At 65.9% G+C, this 15845-nt stretch carries 17 protein-coding genes; 9 read left to right on the forward strand and 8 right to left on the reverse strand.

Translation table 11 applies throughout. From position 1 onward, the window contains the following. Positions 1 to 2: 2 nt before the first annotated feature. The 4 genes from rlmD to JFY56_RS14685 all read left to right on the forward strand — a co-directional run bounded on the left by rlmD (position 3) and on the right by JFY56_RS14685 (position 5442). Positions 3 to 1364, forward strand: coding sequence for a 23S rRNA (uracil(1939)-C(5))-methyltransferase RlmD (gene rlmD / locus JFY56_RS14670; protein ID WP_208314572.1), 1362 nt, complete (start codon positions 3 to 5; stop codon positions 1362 to 1364). Positions 1365 to 1451: 87 nt separating this feature from the next. Continuing rightward, positions 1452 to 3713, forward strand: coding sequence for a GTP diphosphokinase (gene relA, locus JFY56_RS14675; protein WP_208314573.1), 2262 nt, complete (start codon positions 1452 to 1454; stop codon positions 3711 to 3713). Further along, a complete protein-coding gene (gene mazG / locus JFY56_RS14680) occupies positions 3706 to 4536 on the forward strand; it encodes a nucleoside triphosphate pyrophosphohydrolase (protein ID WP_208314574.1) in 831 nt (276 codons plus the stop codon). The genes relA and mazG overlap by 8 nt, the downstream gene beginning before the upstream one ends. Before the next feature lie 366 nt (positions 4537 to 4902). Beyond that, the gene (locus tag JFY56_RS14685; RefSeq protein WP_208314575.1) at positions 4903 to 5442 is read left to right on the forward strand and encodes a DUF2058 domain-containing protein; all 540 of its coding nucleotides are present in this window, start codon (positions 4903 to 4905) and stop codon (positions 5440 to 5442) included. Positions 5443 to 5572: 130 nt separating this feature from the next. Here JFY56_RS14685 and JFY56_RS14690 read toward each other — a convergent pair whose 3' ends face one another. Further along, on the reverse strand, positions 5573 to 5827 hold the full coding sequence (locus JFY56_RS14690; RefSeq protein WP_208314576.1) for a DUF2024 family protein: 255 nt from the start codon (positions 5825 to 5827) through the stop codon (positions 5573 to 5575). An 11-nt stretch (positions 5828 to 5838) separates the two neighbouring features. Next, entirely contained in the window at positions 5839 to 6072 is a 234-nt protein-coding gene (locus JFY56_RS14695) for a glutaredoxin family protein (protein WP_208314577.1), read from the reverse strand. A gap of 111 nt (positions 6073 to 6183) precedes the next feature. On the opposite strand from JFY56_RS14695, the gene JFY56_RS14700 reads away from it, so the two are divergent. Then, a complete protein-coding gene (locus JFY56_RS14700; RefSeq protein WP_208314578.1) occupies positions 6184 to 6741 on the forward strand; it encodes a MarR family winged helix-turn-helix transcriptional regulator in 558 nt (185 codons plus the stop codon). A 169-nt stretch (positions 6742 to 6910) separates the two neighbouring features. Here JFY56_RS14700 and JFY56_RS14705 read toward each other — a convergent pair whose 3' ends face one another. Genes JFY56_RS14705 through purM form a run of 3 tightly spaced genes read right to left on the reverse strand, consistent with a single transcriptional unit; the run spans position 6911 to position 9353 of the window. Then, entirely contained in the window at positions 6911 to 7630 is a 720-nt protein-coding gene (locus JFY56_RS14705) for a DUF3108 domain-containing protein (RefSeq protein ID WP_208314579.1), read from the reverse strand. Further along, a complete protein-coding gene (purN, locus tag JFY56_RS14710; RefSeq protein ID WP_208314580.1) occupies positions 7630 to 8292 on the reverse strand; it encodes a phosphoribosylglycinamide formyltransferase in 663 nt (220 codons plus the stop codon). Before purN ends, JFY56_RS14705 begins: the two co-directional genes overlap by 1 nt. After that, positions 8292 to 9353: a phosphoribosylformylglycinamidine cyclo-ligase gene (gene purM / locus JFY56_RS14715; RefSeq protein ID WP_208314581.1), complete on the reverse strand. Its 1062-nt coding sequence runs from the start codon at positions 9351 to 9353 to the stop codon at positions 8292 to 8294. The genes purN and purM overlap by 1 nt, the downstream gene beginning before the upstream one ends. Positions 9354 to 9573: 220 nt before the next feature. Here purM and JFY56_RS14720 point away from each other — a divergent pair, with 220 nt between their 5' ends. Next, positions 9574 to 10611: a DUF2066 domain-containing protein gene (locus tag JFY56_RS14720; protein ID WP_208314582.1), complete on the forward strand. Its 1038-nt coding sequence runs from the start codon at positions 9574 to 9576 to the stop codon at positions 10609 to 10611. Between the two features lie 170 nt (positions 10612 to 10781). Continuing rightward, positions 10782 to 11486 carry a DnaA regulatory inactivator Hda gene (gene hda / locus JFY56_RS14725; protein ID WP_208314583.1) on the forward strand — a complete coding sequence of 235 codons (705 nt, stop codon included), beginning with the start codon at positions 10782 to 10784 and terminating at the stop codon, positions 11484 to 11486. 52 nt (positions 11487 to 11538) lie between these two features. Here hda and JFY56_RS14730 read toward each other — a convergent pair whose 3' ends face one another. Together JFY56_RS14730 and ygfZ are read right to left on the reverse strand one after the other, a co-directional pair. Then, on the reverse strand, positions 11539 to 12375 hold the full coding sequence (locus JFY56_RS14730; protein ID WP_208314584.1) for an HDOD domain-containing protein: 837 nt from the start codon (positions 12373 to 12375) through the stop codon (positions 11539 to 11541). Between the two features lie 47 nt (positions 12376 to 12422). Next, entirely contained in the window at positions 12423 to 13364 is a 942-nt protein-coding gene (gene ygfZ / locus JFY56_RS14735) for a CAF17-like 4Fe-4S cluster assembly/insertion protein YgfZ (protein WP_208314585.1), read from the reverse strand. A 156-nt stretch (positions 13365 to 13520) separates the two neighbouring features. Here ygfZ and JFY56_RS14740 point away from each other — a divergent pair, with 156 nt between their 5' ends. Beyond that, complete coding sequence (locus JFY56_RS14740) at positions 13521 to 13775, forward strand: FAD assembly factor SdhE (protein ID WP_208314586.1); 255 nt, start codon at positions 13521 to 13523, stop codon at positions 13773 to 13775. Beyond that, positions 13759 to 14211 carry a protein YgfX gene (locus JFY56_RS14745; RefSeq protein ID WP_208314587.1) on the forward strand — a complete coding sequence of 151 codons (453 nt, stop codon included), beginning with the start codon at positions 13759 to 13761 and terminating at the stop codon, positions 14209 to 14211. The genes JFY56_RS14740 and JFY56_RS14745 overlap by 17 nt, the downstream gene beginning before the upstream one ends. Here JFY56_RS14745 and nadB read toward each other — a convergent pair. Then, complete coding sequence (nadB, locus tag JFY56_RS14750; protein ID WP_208314588.1) at positions 14180 to 15793, reverse strand: L-aspartate oxidase; 1614 nt, start codon at positions 15791 to 15793, stop codon at positions 14180 to 14182. The genes JFY56_RS14745 and nadB overlap by 32 nt on opposite strands. Positions 15794 to 15845 lie beyond the last annotated feature (52 nt).

Here is a 15845-nt window from a genome sequence, read left to right on the forward strand (position 1 = left end):
ACATGGCCAAGAACAGAGGCGGCCTGCGCTTCCAGCCCAGCGGCGGAGCACGCGGGCCGGCGGTGCCGGTAGGCAAGAAGCAGCGCCTGCAGATCGAGCGCCTGGCCCATGACGGCCGAGGCATCGCCCACGCCGAAGGACGCACCTGGTTCGTCGCCGGCGCGCTGCCGGGCGAAGCGGTGGAGGCGCGCGTGCTGTCGGCGCGCAGCCAGGTGGTGGAAGCGCGCAGCGAGCGCATCGTCACGGCCTCCGAACTGCGTCGCGCGGCGCCCTGCAGCGTCGCCGAGCAATGCGGCGGCTGCAGCCTGCAGCATCTTCCACATGCCGAACAGCTGGCGCTGAAACAGCGTACCCTGGCCGAGCAGTTGCAGCGTTTCTCCGGCCTGGAGCCGCAGGAATGGGCGGCGCCGCTGGTCGGGCCGGAGTTCGGCTACCGCCGTCGTGCGCGTATCGCGGTGCGCTGGGATGCCAAGGCGCGGCGGCTGGATGTCGGCTTCCGCGCGGCGGCCAGCCAGGCCATCGTCGGCTTCGACGACTGCCTGGTGCTGGTGCCGGAGCTGCAGGGCCTCGCCCGTGAACTGCCGGAGCTGCTGCGCGGTTTCGCCAGGCCGCAGGTGCTCGGGCATGTCGAACTGTTCCATGGCACATCCACGGCATTGCTGCTGCGGCACATCGAGCCGCTGGCGGAGTCCGATCGTCAGCGCCTGCTGGAGTTCTGTTCGGCACGGGATGTGCAGCTCTGGCTCCACGGCGACGGCGAACCGGCGCCAATGAGTGGCGAGTCCGGCCTCGGTTATCGGCTCGGCGACTGGAACCTGACGCTGGAATATCGTCCCGGCGACTTCGTCCAGGTGAACGCGCCGGTGAATGTCGCGATGATCCGCCAGGCTCTTGACTGGCTGGCCCCCAAAGCCGGCGAACGGGTGCTAGACCTGTTCTGTGGACTGGGCAATTTCGCCCTGCCGCTGGCGCGCCAGGTGCGCGAAGTGGTCGGTGTGGAGGGCGTGACGTCGATGGTCGAGCGCGCCACGGCGAATGCCGCCGCCAATGGCCTGGGCAATACGAATTTCCACCAGGCGGATCTGTCGAAGCCGCTTGGCGAGGCGCCCTGGTTCCGCAAGGGGGCAAACGATTTCACTGCCGTACTGCTCGATCCGCCGCGAGACGGGGCGTTCGAAGTGGTGCGGGGAATGGCCGCGTTGGGTGCCGAGCGGGTCCTCTATGTGTCCTGCAATCCGGCAACCCTGGCGCGCGATGCTGGCGAACTGGCCCGACAGGGCTATCGTCTGAAGCGCGCCGGAATCCTCGACATGTTCCCGCAGACGGCGCATGTCGAGGCGATGGCTTTGTTCGAGGCGAGCTAGGAAGCTTGCGCAATCCGACCGGCCCGTGAAGAAAGGCTGGCGCTGTGAGCGGTGTCCGAGGGGACACTGTGGGGAAGGGTAGACACGATGGTACAGGTGAGAGCGCACCAGCCGGTCAATACCGACGGCAGCATCAATCTGGAGGCCTGGCTGGATCATGTCCAGAACCTGGTCCCGATGCTGGACCGCAAGGTCCTGCTGGAGGCGTGCGAATTCGCCCGCGAGGCCGAGCAGAAGGCCAGCAGCGGGACCGAGAACTCCTGGGCTGAGGGCACTTCCAGCTTCCAGACCGGGCTGGAGATCGCGGAAATCCTCGCGGACCTCAAGCTCGACCAGGAATCCCTGGTGGCCGCGGTGATCTACCGCGGCGTGCGCGAGGGCAAGGTCAAGCTCGAAACCGTCCAGCAGCGCTTCGGTCCGGTGGTGGCCAAGCTGGTCGAGGGCGTGCTGCGCATGGCGGCGATCAGCGCCAGCCTCAATCCGCGGCACTCCATGGTGCTCGGCACCCAGGCGCAGGTGGAGAACCTGCGCAAGATGCTGGTGGCGATGGTCGATGACGTGCGCGTCGCGCTGATCAAGCTGGCCGAGCGCACCTGCGCCATCCGCGCGGTGAAGAACGCCGACGAGGAGAAGCGCCACCGCGTCGCCCGCGAGGTCTTCGACATCTACGCGCCGCTCGCCCACCGTCTCGGCATCGGCCATATCAAGTGGGAGCTGGAGGACCTGTCCTTCCGCTACCTGGAACCTGTGCAGTACAAGCAGATCGCCAAGCTGCTGCACGAACGCCGTCTCGACCGCGAACAGTACATCGCCACGGTGATGGCGCAGCTGAAGGACGCGCTGGCGGCCACCGGCATCAAGGCCGACCTCAGCGGCCGCGCCAAGCACATCTATTCGATCTGGCGGAAGATGCAGCGCAAGGGGCTGGACTTCAGCCAGATCTACGACGTCCGCGCGGTGCGCGTGCTGGTCCCGGAAATGCGCGACTGCTACACCGCGCTGGGCATCGTGCACACCCTCTGGCGGCACATTCCCAAGGAATTCGACGACTACATCGCCAACCCCAAGGAAAACGGCTACCGCTCGCTGCACACCGCGGTGATCGGCCCGGAGGGCAAGGTGCTGGAGGTGCAGATCCGCACCCATTCCATGCACGAGGAAGCCGAGCTCGGCGTGTGCGCCCACTGGCGGTACAAGGGCACCGACGTCAAGGCCAGCTCCAACCACTACGAAGAGAAGATCGCCTGGCTGCGCCAGGTGCTCGAATGGCACGAGGAACTCGGCGATATCGGCGGCCTGGCCGAGCAGTTGCGGGTCGATATCGAGCCTGACCGGGTCTACGTGTTCACTCCGGACGGCCACGCCATCGACCTGCCGAAGGGCGCCACGCCGCTGGACTTCGCCTACCGCGTGCACACCGAGGTCGGCCACAACTGCCGCGGCGCGAAGATCAACGGCCGCATCGTGCCGCTGAACTACAACCTGCAGACCGGCGAGCAGGTCGAGATCATCACCGGCAAGCACAGCGGGCCGAGCCGCGACTGGCTCAACTCCAACCTTGGCTATGTGAACACCTCGCGGGCGCGGGCGAAGATCGTCCACTGGTTCAAGCTGCAGGCGCGCGACCAGAACGTCGCCGCCGGCAAGGCGCTGCTCGAACGCGAGCTCGGCCGCCTGGCGTTGCCGCCGGTGGACTTCGACAAGCTGGCGGAGAAGGCCAACTACAAGGTCGCCGAGGACATGTTCGCCGCCCTCGGCGCCGGCGACCTGCGCCTGGCGCACCTGGTCAACTACGCCCAGCAACTGGTCGAGCCGGAGCGCGCCAGCGAGCAGCTCGAACTGATTCCGCGCAAGCCGAGCCGGATCGGCCACGGCAAGCGCGGCGATATCCAGATCCAGGGTGTGGGCAACCTGCTGACGCAGATGGCCGGCTGCTGCCAGCCGCTGCCGGGCGATCCGATCGTCGGCTACATCACCCTCGGCCGTGGCGTCACCATCCACCGCCAGGATTGCGCGACCGCCCTGCAGCTCGCCGGGCGCGAACCGGAACGGATCATCCAGGTGAGCTGGGGCCCGGTCCCGGTGCAGACCTATCCGGTGGATATCGTCATCCGCGCCTACGACCGTTCCGGCCTGCTGCGCGACGTCTCGCAGATCCTGCTCAACGAGCGGATCAACGTGCTGGCGGTGAATACCCGCTCGGACAAGGAAGACAACACCGCCGTCATGCGCCTGACCATCGAGATTCCGGGGCTGGATGCACTGGGCCGTCTGCTCGGACGGATCTCCCAGCTGCCCAACATCATCGAGGCGCGGCGCGATCGTGGCGCGGGTGGCAAGGATGTATAAGCTCGACGACCTGCTGCACCTGATGGCGCGCCTGCGCGACCCGAAGCATGGCTGCCCGTGGGATCTGAAGCAGGACTACGCGAGCATCGTCCCCTACACCCTGGAAGAAGCCTACGAAGTCGCCGACGCCATCGAGCGCGGCGACTTCGCGCACCTGCGCGAGGAACTCGGCGACCTGTTGTTCCAGGTCGTCTACTATTCGCAACTGGCCCGCGAAGAGAAGCGCTTCGGTTTCAACGAGGTGGTCGACGGCATCACCCACAAGCTGGTGCGCCGGCATCCCCACGTGTTCCCCGACGGCGACCTGTACGGCGCGCCGGACATGGGCAAGCTGGAGGAAGCGGCGGTCAGGCAGCGCTGGGAAGAGCTGAAGGCCGAGGAACGCGCGGCCAAGGCCGCCGGGCCGGTGCAGTTGTCCCTGCTCGACGACGTGCCGGTGGCGCTGCCGGCGTTGTCGCGTGCGGCCAAGCTGCAGAAGCGCGCGGCCCAGGTCGGCTTCGACTGGCCGGAAGCCCTGCCGGTGGTGGACAAGCTGCGCGAAGAGCTGGACGAAGTACTGGAGGCCATGGCCGACGGCGACGCGGCGGCCCAGGCGGAGGAGGTGGGCGACCTGCTGTTCGTGGTGGTCAACCTCGCCCGTCACCTCAAGGTCGACCCGGAAACCGCCCTGCGCGCGGCCAACACCAAGTTCGAGCGCCGCTTCCGCTACATCGAGGACGTCCTGCGCGACGCCGGCCGCAAGCCGGAAGAGTGCACCCTGGAAGAACTGGACGCGATCTGGAGCGAAGCCAAGCGCGAAGAGGAAAACCCGTCGGGTTGCTGACGTCGGCGTCGCGAGCGCTTTCCGTAGGAGCGAGCTCTGCTCGCGAACGCCGGCAACACAAGATCTTCGCGAGCAGAGCTCGCTCCTACAAATATGTAGCACCGTCATCCCGTAGGATGGGTCGAGCGCAGCGATACCCATCGCCTTTCCGGCATCAACCGAATATCCACCGATACAGCCCCTCCAGCACAACCACCGCCAGCACCGGCCGCAGCACGCGGTAGGTCTTCGATTGGCGGCAGGCTACTTGCACATCGCGCGCAGAGACCGGAGGATTGTAGCCCTTCAGCGAATTCCGCCGCTGAACCTCAGAGCTTGTGCGAAAATCGCCCGTCTTATGCGGGGCTGTCAGAGAGTCGTTACCGAATGAGCATGTCATTGCGCGATCAGTTGCTGAAAGCCGGCCTGGTCAACGAGAAGCAGGCCAAGCAGGCCAGCAAGCAGAAACAGAAGCAGCAACGTCTTGAGCACAAGGGCCAGGTCGAGAAGGACGACAGTCAGCGCCAGGCCGCCTTGCAGGCGCAGGCAGAGAAGCTGGCGCGCGACCAGGAACTGAACCGCCAGCAGCAGGAAAAGGCCGAGAAGAAGGCCAAGGCTGCGCAGATCAAGCAATTGATCGAGGGTACCCGCCTGCCGAGGCTGGAGACCGACGATTACTACAACTTCGTCGATGCGAAGAAGGTCAAGCGCGTCCCGGTCAACGACATGATCCGCGACAAGCTCAGCCGTGGCAGCCTGGCGATCGTCAGCTACGACGGCCGCTACGAGATCGTGCCGCGCGATGCCGCGCTGCGGATCCAGGAGCGTGACGAGCGGCGCGTGGTACTGCTCAACGTGCCGAGCGGCGAGCCCGACGAGGACGATCCCTACAAGGATTACGTCGTCCCCGACGACCTCATGTGGTGAGTCGCGGGTAACGCCCGACGCGCCCGAAACGCGCGCCCGCCGTCAACGCATGCAGGCGAGCCAGCCGGAACTCCCGGCTGGCGCCTGCCACTCGTACTTCCAGATATTCCTCCGCCGTCCCCTCCATCGCTCAGCAGCCCTGCAACGGGATGATGGCGTATCCCTGCGCGCGGAATGCCTCTTCCACCGGCGGCGAGGCGGACTCGCTGTGGCAGAAGTCGCAGCGGCTCTGCTGCACGTCCTGCGCCTGGATGCCCTGCGCTTCCAGCCAGTCCATCGCGTAGGCCGGGGCCCGGCTGCCGTCGTCGCCGCGCACCAGCACGTCGAAGTGCAGGTAGCGGCCATCGCGGGTGCGCACGTGGGTGTCATAGACCTTCACCTGCATGACCGGGCTCCTTACTTCAGGTCGGCGATGGCGGCGCCGAAGTTCAGGTGCAGGACCTGGCCGTCGATGACCAGCGCCGGTACCGATTTCACGCCGGCCTTCTCGGCCTCGGCGATGCGTGGCGCCTGTTCGCCGAGATGGACCACTTCCACCCGGGTCTTGCCGGTATCCAGCAGCGGCAGCAGGGCGCGCTCGGCCTCGACGCAGACAGGGCAGCCGGCGTGGTAATAGATGGCTTGGCTCATGATGTTCTCCTCGTGTATTAGGTATCGATTCGATACTTTTTCAGCGTAAGAGTGGGTGGGGCTTCTGTCAAACTGGTTTTTAATCGATACTATCTATCGGGAGGATCAGGAATGAGCGGAACGACCCTTTACGATTATCTGGAACGGCTGGCCAGCCTGATGCGCGTGTGGGCACGCGAGCAGCCGCTGACCGCCGACCTGCAGCCGATCCAGATCAGCGCGCTGAACTATCTGGCGCGCTGCAATCGCTACTCGAACACGCCGCTGGGGGTGACGGAGTTCCTCGGCCTGACCAAGGGCACCGTGTCGCAGTCGCTGAAGGCGCTGGAAGCCAAGGGCCTGATCGAGAAGAAACCGGACCCGAGCGACCGCCGCAGCGTGCATCTGGAGCTGACCGGCGAAGGACGGGCGTTGATCGATGCGCTGGTCCCGCCGGCTTTTCTGCTGCAGGCGGCCGAGGCGCTGGGAGAGCGGGGAGCGCAGCTGGAGGAACTGCTCGGCGCGTTGCTGGTGACCATCCAGCGTCAGCAGGATGTGCCGGGATTCGGCCTGTGCGGTAGTTGCCGCTTCCATCAGCAGCGGGAGGAGGGGCGGTTCTGCGGGCTGACCGGCGAACCGTTGAGCCGGCCCGAGGCGGAGCTGATCTGCCGCGAACACCAGGCGGCGTGACAGACGTACGCGTAGGTTGGTGCTGAGCAGATGTAGGTTGGGCTGAGCCCGCGAAGCCCAACGGTGCCACGCCCGACAGATGTTGGGCTTCGCTACGCTCAGCGCCAACCTACGGGCACGAATGAAAAAGCCGGGAAATATCCCGGCTTCTTCATTCTCGGTTTACCGCTCAGGAATCCTTCGCTCCGCTGACGGTCTTGCCGCCTACGGTGCCGTCCTTGAGCATGATCTGGTATTCCTTGCCGTCGGTTTCCTGCTGATACAGGCGGACCAGCAGGTAATCCCAGTCCTTGGCGAACCAGAGCACGGTCTTGCGATTGCTCTTGGTCGGGTCGCGCACACGCTCGACCTTGATCGCGGTGATCAGGCCGGCCTGGGTGCGCACCTTCTCTTCGCCGAGTACGCGGAAGTCGTAGGTATCGACATCGGTACCTTCGATCACCTGGTAGCTCATGCTCTTCTTGCCAGTCGCCACGTCATGCTGCAGGACGATCTGGTAGGTGGACTTGTCCAACTGGCCGCGGTTCAGCGGCTGGCGCACCTGGTCGCCGCGGTCGCTGCCGAGTACCTGCTTCTGGCTCCAGTCGAAGTCCAGTTCGGTCTGCCTGTTCTTGCCCAGACCCTCGCGCGCCCAGTGGTAGCTCAGTGGCAGGTAGGTGTCGTTCTCGACCTTGAAGGTACTGCTCTCGCTCAGACTGGCGAGCATCATGGATGCCTTGAAGTCGAGCTCCCAGCGTCCGCCGTCGCCTTGTTTCAGGCTGCGGGAGGCGCTGCCGCTGATTGGCATCTGCTTCCAGTCGGCGGTATAGCTGGCCTCGAACGGCTTCAGCTCGAAGGCTTGCACCGGCAGGGTCAGAGCGGCCAACAGGAACAGCAGGGCTTTACGCATCACTTATCTCCTGAGGTACGAATCGAATATCCGGAGGCGGGAAGTGCCTCCCCGTCCAGCATGGCGCCCTGCTCGCCAAGGCGCAACCGTCCGTCGGCGAACCAGCGCATGGCCAGAGGGTAGATCCGATGTTCCTGGACGTGAACGCGCTCGGCCAGTGTGTCCGGGGTGTCGTTCGGCTCTACCGGTATCGCTGCCTGTACGACCAGAGGGCCGCCATCGAGTTCCTCGGTGACGAAGTGCACGCTGCAGCCATGTTCGGCGTCGCCGGCTTCCAGCGCGCGCTGGTGGGTGTGCAGGCCCTTGTACTTCGGCAACAGGGACGGGTGGATGTTCAGCAGACGCCCCTGGTAGTGGCGGACGAAGCCTGGCGTGAGGATGCGCATGAAGCCGGCCAGCAGCACCAGGTCGGCGTCGAAGCCGTCGATGGCCTGGATCAGCGCGGCATCGAAGCTTTCGCGGTCGGCGTACGCCTTGTGATCGAGGAAGCGCGTCTCGATGCCGGCGTTGCGTGCCCGCTCCAGGCCATAGGCATCCGCGCGGTTGGAGATCACCGCGCGGATGGTGGCCGGCGTTTCAGCGCCGGCGAGGCTGTCGATCAGGGCTTGCAGGTTGCTGCCGGAACCGGAGATCAGCACCACTACATTGCAAGGATGGGTCATCAGTGCGCTTTCAGGTTGTTCAGGACCACGCGCTCGGCGTCGGCGGCGCAGCTGTCGATGCGGCCGATGACCCACGGCTGCTCGCCGGCCTCACGCAGGGCGTTCAGTGCGGCATCGACCTGATCCTGGGCGACGCAGATGACCATGCCGACACCGCAGTTGAGCACGCGGTGCATCTCGGTCTCGTCGACGTTGCCTTTTTCCTGCAGCCAGTCGAAGACCGCCGGGCGCTTCCAGCTGGCGACATCGATCACCGCCTGGGCGTTGTCCGGCAGGACGCGCGGGATGTTGTCGAGCAGACCGCCGCCGGTGATGTGGGCCATGGCCTTGACCGCGCCGGTCTTCTCGATCAGCTGCAGCAGCGGCTTGACGTAGATGCGGGTCGGCGCCATCAGCAGATCGGCCAGCGGCTTGCCGTCGAGCTGGGTGTTCTCGATGTCGGCACCGGATACTTCGATGATCTTGCGGATCAGCGAGTAGCCGTTGGAGTGCGGGCCGGAGGAAGGCAGGGCGAGCAGGGCGTCGCCGGCCTGGACCCTGGAGCCGTCGATGATCTCGGACTTCTCCACCACGCCGACGCAGAAGCCGGCCAGGTCGTAGTCTTCGCCTTCGTACATGCCCGGCATCTCGGCGGTCTCGCCACCGACCAGGGAGCAACCAGCCAGTTCGCAGCCGGCGCCGATACCGGTGACCACGGTGGCGGCCACGTCGACGTTGAGCTTGCCGGTGGCGTAGTAGTCGAGGAAGAACAGCGGCTCGGCGCCGCAGACGACCAGGTCGTTGACGCACATGGCGACCAGATCCTGGCCGATGCTGTCGTGCTTGTTCAGGTTCAGCGCCAGGCGCAGCTTGGTGCCGACGCCGTCGGTGCCGGATACCAGCACCGGCTGCTTGTAGCCGGCCGGGATTTCGCAGAGGGCGCCGAAGCCACCCAGGCCGCCCATCACTTCGGGACGTGCGGTGCGCTTGGCGACGCCTTTGATGCGTTCGACCAGGGCTTCGCCGGCGTCGATGTCCACACCAGCGTCCTTGTAGCTCAACGAGGGTTGCTTGCTGCTCATAAATCCAGGCCTATAGGGGATGATTCGTGTAACGGCCGGCCATGCGCGGAGCGACGTGCCGTCGCAGGCTGCAGCCGGTAGCGGAAGGCGCGAGATTTTATCAGGCTTGCCCGCCAGCGGCCATCTCGCGCTGTTGCCGCTGGCTGGACGGCTGTTTAAGGTATAGGCCTTGTTGGCGGCTCCATGGAGCCGTTTCCGTTTCGCCAGTCGAGAACCCCTCATGCGACATATCGCCCGTCTGTTGGTCCTGTGCCTGTCGTTGCTCAGCCTGCCGTCGTTCGCCGAATCGGTGGCGAACCTTTACCAGGTCCACGAGCCGGTCGCCTCGCAGCAGCCGGATGAGCGCAACGCCGGCCTGACCCGCGCCCTGCAGACCCTGGTGCTGCGCCTGACCGGCGATCAGAAGGCGCTGCAGCATCCGGCGCTGGCCAGCTACTTCCAGGACCCGCAGCAACTGATCAGCCAGTACGGCTTCGAGGACGGCCCGCCGATGGCGCTGGTGGTGGATTTCGATCCGAACGCGACCAATGCCGCCCTGCGCCGTGCAGGTCTGCCCGTGTGGGGCGCCAGCCGGCCGACCGTGCTGGCCTGGTGGTTGAACCAGAGCAGCGCCGGCAACAGCCTGGTGGGCGACAATCAGGAATCCGCCACGCCGCTCAATCGTGCCGCGCAACGCCGTGGTGTGCCGCTGCGCCTGCCACTGGCCGATCTCGGCGAGCAGGCATTGACTCCGGAAAGCCTGGCCGCGCCCGACGCGCTGCGTGGCGCCTCGGAGCGTTACGGCGCCGATGCGATCCTCGCGGTGGATGCCAAGCAGGACGATGCCGGGAAATGGCAGGCGCAGTGGCGCCTGTGGATGGGCGACAGCAGCGAGCAGGGCCAGGCGCAGGGCGACGACGCCAATGCCCTGGCCGATTCGGTGATGCAGGCGGTCAGCGGCCGGCTGGCCTCGCGCTTCGTGGCGGCACCGGGTGCGGCGACGGCCATGACCCTGCAGGTGGACGGCGCCAATCTGGCGCGTTACGCCGAGCTGCAGCGCCTGCTCGAACCGCTGGGTGCCAGGCTGGTGCAGGTGCAGGGCAACAGCCTCGAATATCGCCTGAGCGCCAGCCCCGACCAGCTGCGTGCGCAACTGGAACTGGCGCACCTGCAGGAAATGCCGGCCGAAGAGCCCCAGCCCGCAGCCGATCCCAATGCGCAACCGGCACCCAATCCGGCGGTGCCGAGCAGCAGCGTACTGCGCTATCGCTGGCCGTGATGCGGTGCCTGTAGGCGGGCGGGCGGCGGCCTTTTTGGCGTGCGAGCCCGCTCCAGAGCGCTTTCGATCATTCCAGACGCACGATTCTGCTGCGCCATATGCATGATTTCTATAAACTTTCAGTTCTGGATGGTTCCTGAAAGCGAACTCGACGAAACGCCCGGCTTGGCATGATACCTATGCAGCTTCCTCTCAGCGTACGTTTGCGCGATGACGCGACGTTCGCCAACTACTACCCCGGTGCCAATGCCGCGGCGCTGGGCTATGTCGAGCGTTTGTGCGAACCCGAGGCCGGCTGGACGGAGAGTCTGATCTATCTCTGGGGCGCCGAGGGCGTCGGCCGCAGTCACCTGCTGCAGGCAGCCTGCCTGCGTCTGCAGCAGTTCGGCGAGCCGTCGGTGTACCTGCCGATGGCGGATCTGGTGCAGTACGGTCCGGAGCTGTTCGACGATCTCGAACAATGCGAACTGGTCTGCCTGGACGATCTGGAAGCGCTGGCCGGCAACCGGAAGTGGGAAGAGGCGCTGTTCCACCTGTTCAACCGCCTGCGCGACTCCGGGCGGAAGATCCTGCTGTCGGCCTCGGTGGCGCCCCGCGAACTGCCGGTGAAACTGCCGGACCTGAAGTCCCGCCTGACCCTGTCGCTGATCTTCCAGCTGCATGCGCTGACCGACGAGGAAAAGCTGCGTGCGCTGCAATTGCGCGCTTCGCGCCGCGGCCTGCACCTGACCGACGAGGTCGGGCGCTTCATCCTTACCCGCGGCGCGCGCAGCATGACCTTCCTCTTCGATCTGCTGGACGAGCTGGACAAGGCTTCGCTGCAGGCTCAGCGCAAGCTGACGATTCCCTTCCTCAAGGAAACCCTCGGCTGGTAGCCGGGACGCTCCGGCAAACCGCCCGGCGCGTCCGGCAAGACTGGCGTTACCTCTAGCGCAGCATCTGCATCGCCGCTTCCATGGATGCGGAAAGGTCTTCGTCCGCCTTCAGGTCGGCCTTGGGATCGAGGCCCAGCTTGGCGAAGGACGGGATGTTGGACCAGTCCATGGCGGCCAATGGGTGCGGGCTGCCCAGATGGCTCTGCAGGGTGGCGACCTGGACGATGTCCACGTAGTCGACCCGGGACGAGTCGCGGCTGAAGTCCAGGTGCTGGCCGGGAACCACCGCGAGCGGCGTCGGGAAGTCCCAGGTCCTGAGGATGCGCTCGCCGATCAGCGGATGAATGCGCTCGATCACATGGTTGAGGCTGATGGAGTCGGCCAGCAGTTCGCTGTTCTCTTCGGCGAAAGTGAGGATCGGCAGCACGCCGATCTGGTGCACCAGGCCGGCCAGGGTCGCCTGGTCCGGCATCAGGCGCGTGTAGTGGCGGCACAATGCATGGCAGATACCGGCGATTTCGGTGCTTTTGTTCCACACTTCGCGCATCTTGCGATCGACCACGTCGGAGGTCGCCTGGAACATCTGCTCCATCGCCAGGCCGGTCGCCAGGTTGCTGGTGTAGTTGATGCCCAGGCGGCTGACCGCGGTCTGCAGGTCGGTGATTTCCTTGTTGGCGCGCAGCAGCGGGCTGTTCACCACCTTGATGAGCCGCGCGGCGAGCGCAGCGTCGTTGCCGATCACGCGGCTCAGCGCCTGGATGCTGATATCCGGGTCTTCCGCCGCCTCGCGCACCCGCAGCGCCACTTCGGGCAGGGTGGGCAGCACCAGTTCGTCGTTGTCGATGGCGCGCAGCAGTTCTTCTTGTACTTTTTCGGCAAGCTTGCTCATGTTCGATCCTTGTCGGGCGCCGAGCCGGTGCTTGGCGCCTGGTGTCGTCAGCGCTGGATTTCGCGGTCGCTGTCGAGGGTGTAGGGCAGGTCCAGCCGTTGCAGCGGGCGGCTGTCCGCTTCGCCGAGGCGGACGCGGTTGTCGGCGGCCGCGTCATCCTGCAGCACGGCGAGCAGCTCGATCCCCGTTTCCGCGCGGGCAGCGAGGACGACCTCGCCCACGCTGCTGCCATGCACCGGCGAGAACAGCTCGTCGCCGGGGGCGGGGAGTTCGCCGCCGTCCAGTGCCAGGCGGTACAGGCGGCGCTTCAGGCGTCCCAGGTACTGCATGCGTGCGACGATTTCCTGGCCGGTGTAGCAGCCCTTCTTGAAGCTGACGCCGCCGACTGCCTGCAGGTTGATCATCTGCGGGATGAACTGCTCGCGGGTCGAGCCGAACACCTGGCCGACGCCTGCGCGGATCTGCGCCAGCAGCCAGTCGTTGAGGCTGCCTTCGGGGAGTGCGGCGGCCAGTCGCTCGCTCAGCCCGGCAGCCTGTCCGGCCGGCGCCCACAACTCGGCGCGGCCGTCGCCCAGGCGGATGGCCAGCAGGTCGCCGGCACGCGCCACGCTTTCCGCGGCTGGCGGCAGCGTCAGGTCGAGCGAGCCGAGCAGGTCATCGCCCTGGCTCAGGCCGAAGCGCACCCATGCGGCGCTTTCGTCGCCCAGGGTGGCCTTGGAGAACACGGCGTACTTCTTCAGGTCGGCCAACTGCGCTTCGAGCAGTTCGGCAGCCATGGCCAGCAGGTAGCCGTCGCCCTGGCTGACGATGCGGAAGCTGGAGAGCAGTCGGCCCTTGACGTTGCAGCGGCCGCCAAGGCTGGCGGTGGTGTCGTTCAGGTAGTTCAGGTTGCAGGTCAGTTGTCCCTGAAGGAATTTGCCGGCGTCTACGCCGCGTACGGCGAGGAGACCTTCGTGGTTCAGAGTGGTGAAGAACGCGGAGTCGGCCATTGCGTATCGCTGGAAGAATAAAGGAAGGGCTCCATCATAGAGTCCGGGCCGATGCTTGTCAGCGGGTGTCGGGAGGCGGGGGCATGCGTATAATGGCGCGCGTTTCGTGGATGCCCGGCGTTCGCGGAAACCGATGTGACTCCGAGGATCCCGCAGATGACCGATGAAACCGAACTGAAACGACTCTTCTGGCACAGCCGTCGCGGCATGCTGGAGCTGGACGTGCTGCTGGTGCCGTTCGTGCAAGAGGCCTATCCGCACCTCGATGCCGAAGACCAGGCGCGCTTCCGCAAGCTGCTGGAATGCGAAGACCAGGACATGTTCGGCTGGTTCATGCAGCGCGGCGAGCCGGAAGATGCCGATCTGCGCCGCATCGTCCGCATGATCCTGGATCGTGTCCAGCCGCATTGAGCCCTTCGAATGCCGCTGGCGTGCCTCCCGGCACCTGCTGGCGGCCTACTTGAGCGTCCTGGCGCTGGCGGTGTTCTCCCTGCTGCTGGCCGCCATTCCCGCTGTCTGGCAGGTCCTGGGCCTGCTGCTCTGTTCCCTGCATGCGCTATGGGTGCTGCCGCGCCGCATATTGCTGCGCTCGCCTGTGTCTTATGGTGCCTTGCGCCACGCGGCGGACGGCTGGCAGCTATGGAATGAGCGGGCGGGATGGCAGCGGGTGCAATTGCGCCCGGACAGCCTGGCGTTGCCGCAGTTGATCGTGCTGCGTTTTCGCCGGCCGGGGTGCCTGTTCAGCGAGGGATTCTGTCTGCCCGCCGACAGCCTGGCGCCGGAAATCCACCGGCGCCTGCGTGTACGGCTGCGCTTCAGTCGCGATAGATGGGCGGAGCCAGGATAGTGTCCTTGGCTTCCGGCAACTGGTTCGGGTAGTCCAGCGTGTAGTGCAGGCCGCGGCTCTCGTGGCGCTGCATGGCGGAGCGGATGATCAGTTCGGCGACCAGCGCCAAGTTGCGCAATTCGATCAGGTCGCGGCTGACCTTGTAGTTGCTGTAGAACTCGTCGATCTCGCTGAGCAGCAGGCGCACGCGGTGCAGGGCCCGTTGCAGGCGCTTGTTGGTGCGCACGATGCCTACGTAGTCCCACATGAATCGCCGCAGTTCGTCCCAGTTGTGCGCGATGATCACGTCCTCGTCCGAGTCGGTCACCTGGCTGGCGTCCCAGCTCGGCAGTGAGCTGGACAGGGGGGTGTTCGGCAGTTTTTCGAGAATGTCGGCGGCCGCCGAGCGGGCATAGACGAAGCATTCCAGCAGCGAGTTGCTGGCCAGGCGGTTGGCGCCGTGCAGGCCGGTGAAGGTGGTCTCGCCGATGGCGTAGAGGTTGGGGACGTCGGTGTGCCCGTGCTGGTCGACCACCACGCCGCCGCAGGTGTAGTGCGCCGCCGGCACCACGGGGATCGGCTCGCGGGTGATGTCGATGCCGAAGTCCAGGCAGCGCTCATAAACAGTGGGGAAGTGCGCCTTGATGAAGTCCGCCGGCTTGTGGCTGATGTCCAGGTAGACGCAGTCGATGCCCAGCCGCTTCATTTCATGGTCGATGGCGCGCGCGACGATATCGCGTGGCGCCAGTTCGGCGCGCTCGTCGAAGCGCGGCATGAAGCGCTCGCCGTTCGGCAGGCGCAGCAGGGCGCCTTCGCCGCGCAGCGCTTCGGTCATCAGGAAGCTCTTGGCCTGCGGGTGGTACAGGCAGGTCGGGTGGAACTGGTTGAACTCCAGGTTGCCGACCCGGCAGCCGGCGCGCCAGGCCATGGCGATGCCGTCGCCGGAATTGCCGTCCGGGTTGCTGGTATAGAGGTAGACCTTGCTGGCGCCGCCACAGGCAAGAACGGTGAAGCGGGCGGAGAAGGTGTCCACCTCGCCGCTGTCACGATCCAGGACATAGGCGCCCAGGCAGCGCTTGCCCTTGATGCCGAGCTTGCGTTCGGTGATCAGGTCGACCGCCACCTTCTGCGACAGCAGTTCGATGTTCGGGCACTGGCGGGCCTTTTCCAGCAGGGTGTTGAAGATCGCGGCGCCGGTCGCGTCGGCGGCATGGATGATGCGCCGGTGGCTGTGGCCGCCCTCGCGGGTCAGGTGGAACTCGAAACCGCCGTCTTCGCTCGGCTCGTGGTCATGGGTGAAGGGCACGCCCTGTTCGATCAGCCATTCGATGGCCTCGCGGCTATGCTCGACGGTGAAGCGCACGGCGTCTTCGCGGCAAAGGCCGCCGCCGGCATCGAGGGTGTCCTGCACGTGCGATTCGACGGTGTCGCTGTCGTCCAGTACGGCGGCAACGCCGCCCTGTGCCCAGAAAGTGGAACCCTGGGACAGTTCGCCCTTGCTCAGCACGGCGATGCGCAGGTGCGCCGGCAGCGTCAGGGCGAGGCTGAGGCCCGCGGCCCCGCTGCCGATCACAAGAACATCGTGTTGAAAGTGCTGGCTCATGCCCGGATTCCAGAAAATGGCGCCCTAGTATATAGAACGGGCGGTCGGCACA

The sequence above is a fragment of the Pseudomonas schmalbachii genome, assembly GCF_017589465.1.
GTDB classification, from domain to species: Bacteria; Pseudomonadota; Gammaproteobacteria; order Pseudomonadales; family Pseudomonadaceae; genus Pseudomonas; species Pseudomonas schmalbachii.